Source organism: Actinoplanes nipponensis (genome assembly GCF_016862275.1).
Taxonomy (GTDB): Bacteria; Actinomycetota; Actinomycetes; order Mycobacteriales; family Micromonosporaceae; genus Actinoplanes; species Actinoplanes nipponensis.
Map to the genome: position 1 here is coordinate 45,828 of NZ_BOMQ01000055.1, position 9,777 is coordinate 55,604.

At 74.2% G+C, this 9,777-nt stretch carries 11 protein-coding genes; 6 read left to right on the forward strand and 5 right to left on the reverse strand.

Going from position 1 to position 9,777, the window contains the following annotated elements; genetic code table 11:
- Window positions 1-75 precede the first annotated feature (75 nt).
- Together Ani05nite_RS23660 and Ani05nite_RS23665 are read left to right on the forward strand one after the other, a co-directional pair.
- The gene (locus Ani05nite_RS23660) at window positions 76-411 is read left to right on the forward strand and encodes an ArsR/SmtB family transcription factor (protein WP_203771540.1); all 336 of its coding nucleotides are present in this window, start codon (window positions 76-78) and stop codon (window positions 409-411) included.
- A complete protein-coding gene (locus Ani05nite_RS23665) occupies window positions 408-866 on the forward strand; it encodes an SRPBCC family protein (protein WP_203771542.1) in 459 nt (152 codons plus the stop codon). Before Ani05nite_RS23660 ends, Ani05nite_RS23665 begins: the two co-directional genes overlap by 4 nt.
- Here the strand turns inward: Ani05nite_RS23665 and Ani05nite_RS23670 are convergent.
- The gene (locus Ani05nite_RS23670) at window positions 863-1,609 is read right to left on the reverse strand and encodes a YqjF family protein (RefSeq protein WP_203771544.1); all 747 of its coding nucleotides are present in this window, start codon (window positions 1,607-1,609) and stop codon (window positions 863-865) included. The two genes, Ani05nite_RS23665 and Ani05nite_RS23670, sit on opposite strands and share 4 nt — an antisense overlap.
- A 65-nt stretch (window positions 1,610-1,674) precedes the next feature.
- Window positions 1,675-2,223, reverse strand: coding sequence for a hypothetical protein (locus tag Ani05nite_RS23675; RefSeq protein ID WP_203771546.1), 549 nt, complete (start codon window positions 2,221-2,223; stop codon window positions 1,675-1,677).
- A gap of 154 nt (window positions 2,224-2,377) precedes the next feature.
- Between Ani05nite_RS23675 and Ani05nite_RS23680 the strand changes: the two genes are divergently transcribed.
- Both Ani05nite_RS23680 and Ani05nite_RS23685 read left to right on the forward strand, forming a co-directional pair.
- The gene (locus Ani05nite_RS23680; RefSeq protein ID WP_203771548.1) at window positions 2,378-3,118 is read left to right on the forward strand and encodes a neutral zinc metallopeptidase; all 741 of its coding nucleotides are present in this window, start codon (window positions 2,378-2,380) and stop codon (window positions 3,116-3,118) included.
- Between the two features lie 102 nt (window positions 3,119-3,220).
- The gene (locus Ani05nite_RS23685) at window positions 3,221-3,868 is read left to right on the forward strand and encodes an HAD family hydrolase (protein WP_203771550.1); all 648 of its coding nucleotides are present in this window, start codon (window positions 3,221-3,223) and stop codon (window positions 3,866-3,868) included.
- 44 nt (window positions 3,869-3,912) lie between these two features.
- Here Ani05nite_RS23685 and Ani05nite_RS23690 read toward each other — a convergent pair whose 3' ends face one another.
- The gene (locus Ani05nite_RS23690; RefSeq protein WP_203771552.1) at window positions 3,913-6,459 is read right to left on the reverse strand and encodes an ABC transporter permease; all 2,547 of its coding nucleotides are present in this window, start codon (window positions 6,457-6,459) and stop codon (window positions 3,913-3,915) included.
- On the reverse strand, window positions 6,459-7,226 hold the full coding sequence (locus Ani05nite_RS23695) for an ABC transporter ATP-binding protein (protein WP_203771554.1): 768 nt from the start codon (window positions 7,224-7,226) through the stop codon (window positions 6,459-6,461). Before Ani05nite_RS23695 ends, Ani05nite_RS23690 begins: the two co-directional genes overlap by 1 nt.
- A gap of 191 nt (window positions 7,227-7,417) precedes the next feature.
- On the opposite strand from Ani05nite_RS23695, the gene Ani05nite_RS23700 reads away from it, so the two are divergent.
- Together Ani05nite_RS23700 and Ani05nite_RS23705 are read left to right on the forward strand one after the other, a co-directional pair.
- Window positions 7,418-7,906, forward strand: coding sequence for a toxin-antitoxin system HicB family antitoxin (locus Ani05nite_RS23700; RefSeq protein WP_203771556.1), 489 nt, complete (start codon window positions 7,418-7,420; stop codon window positions 7,904-7,906).
- Window positions 7,907-7,931: 25 nt separating this feature from the next.
- On the forward strand, window positions 7,932-8,735 hold the full coding sequence (locus Ani05nite_RS23705) for a DUF4097 family beta strand repeat-containing protein (protein ID WP_203771558.1): 804 nt from the start codon (window positions 7,932-7,934) through the stop codon (window positions 8,733-8,735).
- Window positions 8,736-8,754: 19 nt separating this feature from the next.
- On the opposite strand, the gene Ani05nite_RS23710 is transcribed toward Ani05nite_RS23705, so the two are convergent.
- Entirely contained in the window at window positions 8,755-9,462 is a 708-nt protein-coding gene (locus Ani05nite_RS23710; protein ID WP_203771562.1) for a LuxR C-terminal-related transcriptional regulator, read from the reverse strand.
- Window positions 9,463-9,777: the final 315 nt, after the last annotated feature.

The following is a 9,777-nucleotide window of genomic DNA, read 5'->3' on the forward strand; positions in this document are numbered from 1 at the left end:
CTCGCGATCCTTGACGCCGCCCCGGCCCGGTCCTATGTTTAACCTATCCGTTAATTAACGAGGGTGTTAAACAGCATGACCGACCGGCTCAGCGTGATCTTCGCGGCCCTGGCCGACCCGACCCGCCGGGCGATCCTGGCCCGGCTGGCCGAGGGCGACGCCACCGTCTCGGAGCTGGCCGAGCCGTTCTCGATCAGCCTGCCGGCCGTCTCCCGGCACCTGAAGGTGCTGGAGCAGGCCGGCCTGATCACCCGCAGCCGGTCCGCCCAGTGGCGCTCCAGCAGCCTGCAGGCCGAGCCGCTGCGCGAGGCCACCGCCTGGATGGAGCGCTACCGGCGGTTCTGGGACGACAACTTCACGCGGCTGGACGCGCACCTGCGCCACATCCAAGAACAGGAGAAACAGCAATGAGCGACAGCGACGCCACCACCGAGCTGGTCATCACCCGGATCTTCGACGCCCCCCGCGAGCTGGTCTACCGCGCCTTCACCGATCCCGACCAGATCTCCGCCTGGTTCGGCCCGGTCGGCTGGTCGGTGCCCCGCGACAGCGTCGAGGTCGAGGCCAAGGTGGGCGGCCACCAGCGCTTCACCATGGTCAACGACGCCGACCCGGCGCAGACCTCGCCGGTCGAGACCACCTTCGTCGAGGTGGTCGAGAACGAGCTGCTGGTCGGCGAGGAGGACGTCTCCGCGCTGCCCGACTTCGCGGGCGACGTCATGCGGATGCGCCTGGAGTTCCACGACGAGCCCGGCGGGCGGACCCGGCTGGTGCTCACCCAGGGCCCGTTCAGCCGGGAGGTCGTCGAGCAGGCCCGGGCCGGCTGGGGCAGCTCGTTCACCAAGCTCGACAAGACCCTGGGCTAATCGCCGGCGGCCTCGAGGGTGTCCGGTGCGCCGAAGGTGACCGGGACGCCGGGGGAGTAGAGCACGCTCGCCGGCGGCCCGGCCGGCGTGGGCAGGCCGGCCGCGGTGATCAGCTCGTCGTCCAGCCCGAGCAGCTCGGCGCGGCGCAGCGGCCAGCGCGGGTGCTCGTTGGGCAGGTGCAGGCTGCGGCCCCAGGCGCGGGTGTGCAGGCCCCAGCGGGCGGTCACGAAGTGTTCGACCGGAGACGGCTGCTCGACCGGGGCGCCCACCCGTACCGTCAGCTCGCTGGCCGCCCCGCGCGGCCCGGGCCAGCGCCGCCTGCTGGTGTAGCGCAGCACGTCGCCGTCCTTCTCCAGCCGCATCCGGGCCCACTTGTAGGGCAGCCGCAGCAGCGCCTGCGCGGTCAGCACCGGCACCAGCCGCTCGGCGTCCAGCGAGAGGAAGACCACGGCCCGCCGCCCGCGCGCGTCCACGCTGTAGAGGCGCACGTTGGTCTCGCAGAACGTGCCCAGGTACGGAATTCCCGGCCCGCGCAGCGCGCCCAGCCGCACCATCCGGAAGCCGATCAACCCGACGTAGGTCACGCCGTCGAGGGTGTCGGGGACGGTGCCCCGCGGCAGGAACGGCGCGACCGTCTCCGGCGGCACGGCCCAGTGCAGGAACGTCAGGTCGTGCCAGCTCTGCACCAGCAACGGCCGGCGCACCGGGCGCAGCGTCTCCGGGGTCACGTCCTCGATCCGCACGTGACCATCATGCCCGCGCCGGGCGCGGCGCCGGTGTGAGTTCCGTCGCCGCGCCCCGCGGCGGGTCACCGGGTGAAGCGGGCCAGGATGCCCTTCTTGACCTGGCTGGGCCGCTGCTGCTCGCCGGCGAACGCGCTCAGCACGATGAGGGCGCCGGTCAGCGCCGGCACCACCCACTGCAGCGTGGAGAGCTTCTTCTGCGCCCGCACCACGTCGATCGGGGTGTCCACAGTCGACTCGGTGCCGGACGCGGCGGGCACCGCGGTGTCCTGGGCGACCTTGCGGCCGAGCAGGCGGCTGTAGCCGGTGACGCCGAGCGCGGCCACCGTCAGCCCCGTCTTCGCCAGCGACATGGTGCCCACGCCCTGCTGGGCGACCAGCCGGGACCGGTTGCCGACCAGCTCGCCGACGCTGCCGGCCAGGTGCGCGCCGATCGCCGCCGCGTTGACCGGCGTCCACTTGTTCCAGCCGGTGTTGGCCACCCGGCCGGTGCTCTGCGGGTCGGCCGTCTCGGCCGCGGCCGGGTTGAGCGCCACCGCGTTGGCCAGGGTGCCGCCGAACCAGGCGGCGAGCCCGACGTCGTGCAGGGAACGGGAAAGTGTGTCCTGTGCCAAGGGGTCCTCCATAGTTCGTGCAGGATGGGGTACCTGGTCCGGCTACCCCGGGCGGGGCGCTCTACGCGTGTGGCGTCCCACAGCGCTGATCCGGCGGCGGGCACCGCCCGTATCGTGGGTGTGTCCGGTCACGCCAGCCCCTCGGAGGACCCGCATGCCGGTGCCGCGCCGCACCCGTTCCGCCGTCCTGGCCCCCGTGCTGGCCGCGCTGATCGCCCTCGGCTGCGTCTCCGCGCCCGACGACGACGCCGGGGCGGGCGGTGAGCAGCGGCGGGCGCCCGCCGCGGCCCGTACCACCGCGGCCGGCGAGGACCCGGACGGCACGGACACCCCGGAGGAGTTCGAGGCCGACATCGGCGACGCCGCGCGGGTGGCCGAGGACTACTGGAAGAACGAGTTCCGCAAGTCCGGGCTGCAGTTCCGGCCGGTCGCGCGGCTGATCCCGTACGAGCGGGAGGGCGAGGTCGACTGCGGCGGGCAGGGGCTCGGTCTCAACAACGCCGCGTACTGCTCGGCCGGCGACTTCATCGCCTACGACGTGAACTGGGCGTTCGCCGCCTTCCGGCAGATCGGCGACGCGTTCATCTTCTACCTGCTGGGCCACGAGTACGCGCACGCGATCCAGCTGCGGCTGCGCATCCAGAAGAAGTTCACCATCGAGCAGGAGCTGCAGGCGGACTGCATGGCCGGGGCGTACATCGGCGACACCGAGCGCAAGGGCACCCTCAAGCTCGACGACGGCGACCTCGAGGAGCTGGCCCGGGGCCTGGAAGCCGTGGGCGACGACCCGGGGCAGCCCTGGTTCGCCGAGGGCGCGCACGGCTCCGCCAAGCAGCGGACCAGGTCCTTCAGCAACGGCTACCGGCGCTCGCTGGCGCCCTGCGACGTGTCGTAGCAGTCACACCGGCCCGCGCCGGGCCACCCGGCCGGGGACAATGGGCGGACACGAAGCGATCGGCTCGGGAGGCCTGCCCTGACACCCACACCACCGGCTGCGGTGCTCTTCGACATGGACGGCACGCTGGTCGACAGCGAGAAGGTCTGGGACATCGCCCTGCACGAGCTGGCGGCCCACGCCGGCGGCAAGCTCTCCGAGGGGGCGCGCCTGGCGATGATCGGCAGCAGCATGGCCAGCTCCATGCGGATCCTGCGCGAGGACCTGGCCCAGCCCGACCGCGACGAGGCCGCCGACGTGGCCTGGCTGACGCGCCGGGTCGAGGAGCTGTTCGCCGAGGGGCTGGTCTGGCGGCCGGGGGCGCTGGAGCTGCTGCGCGCGGTCCGCGCGGCCGGCCTGCCGACGGCACTGGTCACCTCGACCGGGCGCCGCCTGGTCGAGGTCGCGCTGGACACGCTGGGCCGCGACAACTTCGACGTCGTGGTCTGCGGCGACGAGGTGTCGGCGCCCAAGCCGGACCCGGCCCCCTACCGCACGGCCGCCGACCTGCTGGGCGTGCCGATCGAGGCGTGCGTGGCCATCGAGGACTCGCCGACTGGGATGAAGAGCGCGGTCGCGTCGGGGGCGGCGGTGCTGGCCGTGCCGGCCGAGCTGGAGCTGCCGCCGACCGACGGGGTGCACCTGCGGGAGTCCCTGGAGGGCGTGGACCCGGGATTCCTGGCGGCCGTGCTGGCCTCCGCGACGGCCTGAGCCCCGGCCCGAACCCGTGGGGGCGTCCGGGCCGGGGCGCCGGGTCAGTCGTGGGCGATGGCGCCCAGGACGTTGAGCCGGGCGGCGCGGATCGCCGGCAGCACCGCGGCGATCACCCCGACCAGGGCGGCCAGCACCAGGTACGTGCCCATCCGCTCCCACGGCAGCACCAGCTCGGTGATGCCGTCGCTCTTCAGGGCGCGGGTCACCGCGGTGCCCATGCCGGCCCCGACGACCACGCCGAGCAGGGCGCCGAAGACCGAGATCACCACCGCCTCGACCGTCACCATCCGCATGGTCTGCGCCCGGCCCAGCCCGACCGCGCGCAGCAGCCCCAGCTCCCGCGTGCGTTCCAGCACCGACAGGGCCAGCGTGTTGACCACGCCGAGCACCGCGATGAGGATGGCCAGCGCCAGCAGGATCTGGATCATCGTGATCAGGGTGTCGAAGGTCGCCGCCTGCTGGTCGACGAACGCCTGGGCGTCCTGCGCCGACACCTCGGGGCTGTCCGCCAGCAGCGCCTTGACCCGGGGCAGCACCTGGCCCACCGGCACGCCGTCGGCCAGGCGCAGGAAGCCCATCGTCGGCTGGGTGATGCCGAAGTCCCGGGCCGCCGCGACCGGCAGCAGGTAGTCGCCCGGAAGGCTGTCCTCCGGGTAGGTCGCGGCGATCGTGTACGCCCGGGGATCGCCGCGGGACGGCTGGATCGTCACCTTGGTGCCGACCTGCCACCCGTACGCGGCGGCCTCCGGCACGCTGACCACCAGCTGGTCGTCCCGCAACGTGGCCGGCACGGCGCCCGCCGCGTCGCCGAACGCGTCCTTGAGGGCGGCCAGGTCGTCGGTGGCGTTCACGTAGTGCTTCTCGCCGTCGATGACGACCTGGTCGTTCCAGAGGCCGGCGACCGACCGTACCCCCGGGATCGTCGCGGCCCCGCGCAGCACCGCCGGGTCGTAGCTCGGCGGCCGCGGGCCGTTCTGGTCGCCGCTGATGATCACCTCGGCCTTGAGGATCGTCGCGGCCTCGGCCTTGAGGCTGCTCTTGGCCGAATCCATCACCACGGTGACGCCGGTGACCAGCGCGATGCCGACCATCAGGGCGGCCGCCGTGATCGCCGTGCGTCGCGGGTTGCGGCCGGAGTTGAGCCGGCCCAGGCGCCCGGGCAGCGACCAGGAGAACAGCCGGCCGATGCCGGACACGACCGGGCGGCTGATCAGCGGCGTGAGCAGCGCGACGCCGACGAACGACACCAGCACGCCGCCCAGGATGGTCCACAGGGTGGCGTCGCCCAGGTCGGCGAACAGGCCCAGGCCCAGCCCGGTGGCGCCCGCGGCCGTGACGACGCCGCCGGCCACGCTGATTCTGGTGAGCGGCCGGTCCGGCGTGGCGACGTCCTGCATGGCGGCGACCGGCGCGATCCGCGAGGCCCGCAGCGCCGGCAGCACGGCGGCCACCACGGTGACCAGCACCCCGACCACGAACGAGCTGACGACCGCGGCGAGCGGCACGCCCACCGTGCCGAGCTCCATCCCGCCGGCGAACGAGCTGAACAGGTACGCCAGCAGCGCGCCCACCCCGACCCCGGCGGCCAGGCCGAGCACCGACGCGATCAGCCCGATCACCACCGCCTCGACCAGCACCGAGCCGATCACCTGGCGCCGGCTGCCGCCCAGGGCCCGCATCAGCGCCAGCTCGCGGGTCCGCTGGGCCACGATGATCGAGAACGTGTTGAGGATCAGGAAGATGCCGACGAACAGCGCCACGCCGGCGAAGCCGAGCAGGATGTTGGTGAAGAAGCCGAGCCCCTCCTGCAGGCCCGCGGCGTTGTCCGCGGCGAGCTGGTCGCCGGTCTTGGTCACGTAGCCGGGGCCCAGGGCCGTCGCGATCCGGTCCCGCAGCTCCTCGCGGGTCACCCCGGGCGCCGCCGTGACCCGGATGGAGCTGTAGACCCCGGTCTCGCCGAGCATGAGCTGCTGCGCCACCGGCTCGGTGAACGCCACCTCCTGCACGCCGCCGATGCTGTCCCGGTTGCCGCTGTAGCCGTAGATGCCGACCAGGGTGAACTGCTTCTTCGGGGCCAGGGTGAGCACGCCGACGCGGTCACCCACCGTGATGCCGGCGGCCTCGGCCACCGTCGCGTTCACCACGAACTCGTCGGCGGCGACGGGACCGCGGCCGGCGCGCAGCTCGACCAGGTCGTCCGCGCCGGTCCAGGCGATGCCCAGCCGGGGCGGACCCATCGAGGTGACCACCTTGCCGTCGCTGCCGATCACCCGGGCCCCGTCGGCCTCCACCAGTCCGGTCGCCGTCCGTACGCCCGGCACGGCCCGCACCCGCTGCACCGCGTTCGCCGGCAGCGGCGTGACCACCTGCTCACCCTCGAACTCGGACACCTCGACCTTCGGCTTCGCGGTGACGCCGACGTCGGTGGTGGCGTACGCGCTGGCGAACAGCGCGTCGAACGACCGGCTCAGCGTGTCGGTGACCACGAACGCGCCGGAGACGAACATGACGCCGAGCACCACGGCGAGCCCGGAGAGGACGAGCCGCAGCTTGCGCGCCAGCAGGCTCTTCAGGGTCGCGCGCAGCATCAGAGCATCACCGGTTCGGCGTGCGTGTCGAGGCGCTTCATCGTGTCCAGGACTGTCTCGGGGGTCGGCCCGGCGAGCTCGTCGACGATCGCGCCGTCGGCCAGGAACACCACCCGGTCGGCGTAGCCCGCGGCGACCGGGTCGTGGGTGACCATGACGATGGTCTGGCGGTGCTCGCGCACGCTGGCCCGCAGGAACGACAGCACCTCGGCGCCCGAGCGCGAGTCCAGGTTGCCGGTCGGCTCGTCGGCGAAGATGACGTCCGGCCGGCCGATGAGGGCCCGCGCGCAGGCCACCCGCTGCTGCTGGCCGCCGGAGAGCTGGCTGGGCCGGTGGCCGAGCCGGTCCCGCAGCCCCACGGTGTCGATCACGATGTCCCACCACTGCGGGTCGGGCTTGCGGCCCGCGATGTCCAGCGGCAGCCGGATGTTCTCCTTGGCGCTGAGCGTGGGCAGCAGGTTGAACTGCTGGAAGATGAAGCCGACCCGGTCGCGGCGCAGCCGGGTGAGCGCCTTGTCGCCCATTCCGGTGATCTTGGTGCCGCCGACGTGGACCTCGCCGCGGTCGACCGTGTCGAGCCCGGCCAGGCAGTGCATGAGGGTCGACTTGCCGCTGCCCGAAGGCCCCATGATGGCGGTGAATCGGCCGCGCTCGAACTCGGCGCTCACGCCGCGCAGCGCGACGACGCGCGCCTCGCCGGTGCCGTACACCTTCCAGACCTCATCGGCCCGTGCGGCCGCCGGCTCGCCGGAATTCGTCGTTGTCACTGTGGCTCCCTGGGATACGCCCTTGAACGGTCGGGCCCAGTCTTCCGGCGGGCGCGGTGCGGGGCGTCCGCCCTGGGGCGTAGCCCGACGCGGAGATTCCGCTGGGGGTGGCCACCCAGGGGCGCTCAGGGTTCCCCCTCGACGTCATCGTGACGGTTGACAGACGTCATAAGTGACGTCATAGTGGGGTCATGGACCTGACGCCGTACCTCGAAGCGCTCCGCAGCGACCTCAGCGCCGCCGCGGCCCCGGGCGGTCCGGAGACCACCCGGGCGGCCGAGCTGCTCGGCCACGCCCTGGAGGCCTCGGCCCGCCTGGCGCTGCTCCAGGCGCTGTCGGACGCGGCGGCCGAGATCACCACCCGGCTGCACGGCCCGGTGGTGGACGTCCGCCTCCGCGGCCGCGAGGCGGACCTCGTGGTCACCGAGCCGGCCTTCTCGGCCCCGCCGGCGCCGGCCCCGCCGCCGGCCGACGGCGGGGACCTGGCCCGCCTCACCCTGCGCATGCCCGAATCGCTCAAGACGCACGTCGAGCAGGCCGCGGCGGCCGAGGGCGTCTCGGTCAACGCCTGGCTCGTCCGGGCAGTCACGGCCGCGGCCGGGGCGGCGCCGGCGGGCCCGCCCCCGGACGCCCGCCGCGGCCGGCCCGGCAAGCGCATCACCGGCTTCGCACAAGCCTGACCAGCCCCGACGGAAGGAAGAGACCATGTACGTGTTCGACCGTTCCACCCCCGTGACGGTGTCCCTGCGCCTGCACCGGGGCACCGCGGAAGTGGTGGCCGAGGAGCGCCCCGACGCCCAGGTGGAAGTCGTCGCGGAGAACGGCGGTGAGGCCGTCGAAGACTTCACGGTGACCCTGGAGGGCGACACCCTGGTGGTGCACGCGCCCGAATGGACCTGGAACTGGCGCCGCACCCCGAAGGTGCGGGTCCGGATCCGGGTGCCGCTGGACAGCGCCCTGGCCGCGAAGTCGGCGTCGGCCGACATCCGCGCGACCGGCCGCTGGGCGAGCGCGCAGGCCGACGTGGCGTCGGCCGACGTGTCCCTCGACGAGGTGACCGGCGACGCGTTCCTGAAGGCGGCCAGCGGCGACCTGGCCGCCGGGCGGGTCGGCGGCTCGCTGCGGATCAGCAGCAGCTCCGGCGGCCTGCGCGTTGGTGACGTCAACGGTGACGTCAACGCGGACACGGCCAGCGGCGACATCACGCTCCGCCGGGTCGGTGGCTCGCTGCACGCGAGGACGGCGTCCGGCGAGGTCGAGGTCGGCCTGCTGAGCCGCGGCAAGGCCCGGGTGAGCACGGCGTCCGGTGACGTGTCGGTGGGGGTGGCCGCGGGCACGGGCGTGTGGCTGGACCTGGACACCGCGTCGGGCTCCACGTCGAGCGATCTCGCGATGCGCGGCGGAGCCCCGGCCGGGACACCGGAGGCGGCGCTGGAGCTGCGGGTGCGCACGGCCAGCGGCGACATCGACGTGCACCGGGCGACGGGGGACCTGCGCGCGGCGGCCTGACCGGGCCGCCGCGGCGGCGTCAGCCGCCCGGGCGCACCAGCCCGGTCTCGTAGGCCAGCACCACCGCCTGGACCCGGTCGCGCAGGCCCAGCTTGGTCAGCATGTGGCCGACGTGGGTCTTGACGGTCGTCTCGCTGACCGTCAGGGCACGGGCGATCTCCGCGTTCGAGTGGCCCTTGGCGACGTGGGCGAGCACCTCGCGTTCCCGGTCGGTCAGCGTCTCGAGCGCGGGCGCGGCCGCCGTCGTGGCCGGCGCCGGCAGCGCCTCGGCCAGGCGGGTGAGCAGCCGGGCGAGGATCACCGGCGCGACCACGGCGCCTCCGGCGGCGACGGTACGGACGGCAGCGACAAGCTCCTCCGCCGGCACGTCTCGGCACAGGTAGCCCATGGCCCCGGCCGCGACCGCCCCGGTGACGTGTTCGTCCGCGTCGTCCATGGTCAGGATCAGCACCCGCACCGGCAGCCCGGACCCGGCGATCGAACGGGTCACGGACAGCCCGTCGAGCCGGGGCAGCCGCAGGTCCATGAGCACGACGTCGGGCAGCAGCCGGCGGGAGAGCGCGAGCGTCTCGACCCCGTCGCCGGCCTCGCCGACGACCGCGACACCGCCGGCCCCGGTCAGCGCCATCCGCAGGCCCGACCGCATCATCGGCTGATCGTGGGCGAGCAGCACCCGCACCGGCCGCGCGGCGGCCCCGCCCGGCGCCGTGCCGTTGACCCCCGTCACCCGCTCAGCCTCTCCCACCCCGCCGGCCCGTCGCCGGGCCCCTCCGGTTCCGCGATCACCCTAGGCGATCAGGCCGGGCCGGCCGCGCGGCCGTGTCACCCATCGGACGGGGTCCGGTTCCGCCCGCCGCTGCCTGGTCTGGTTCCGCCCGCCGCCCGCCGCTGCATGGTCTGGTTCCGCCCGCCGCTCCCGCTGGCTGGTCCCGGCCGCCGCTCCCGCTGGCTGGTCCCGCCCGCCGCTCCCGCCCGCCGCTCCCGCCCGCCGCTCCCGCCCGCCGCTCCCGCCCGCCGCTCCCGCCCGCCGCTCCCGCCCGCC

What these genes read in the sequence shown, in the direction of transcription:
- Ani05nite_RS23660 (WP_203771540.1), top strand. Translation starts at nt 76, where the DNA reads ATGACCGACCGGCTCAGCGTGATCTTCGCGGCCCTGGCCGACCCGACC.
- Ani05nite_RS23665 (WP_203771542.1), top strand. Translation starts at nt 408, where the DNA reads ATGAGCGACAGCGACGCCACCACCGAGCTGGTCATCACCCGGATCTTC.
- Ani05nite_RS23680 (WP_203771548.1), top strand. Translation starts at nt 2,378, where the DNA reads ATGCCGGTGCCGCGCCGCACCCGTTCCGCCGTCCTGGCCCCCGTGCTG.
- Ani05nite_RS23690 (WP_203771552.1), bottom strand. Translation starts at nt 6,459, where the DNA reads ATGCTGCGCGCGACCCTGAAGAGCCTGCTGGCGCGCAAGCTGCGGCTC.
- Ani05nite_RS23700 (WP_203771556.1), top strand. Translation starts at nt 7,418, where the DNA reads ATGGACCTGACGCCGTACCTCGAAGCGCTCCGCAGCGACCTCAGCGCC.
- Ani05nite_RS23705 (WP_203771558.1), top strand. Translation starts at nt 7,932, where the DNA reads ATGTACGTGTTCGACCGTTCCACCCCCGTGACGGTGTCCCTGCGCCTG.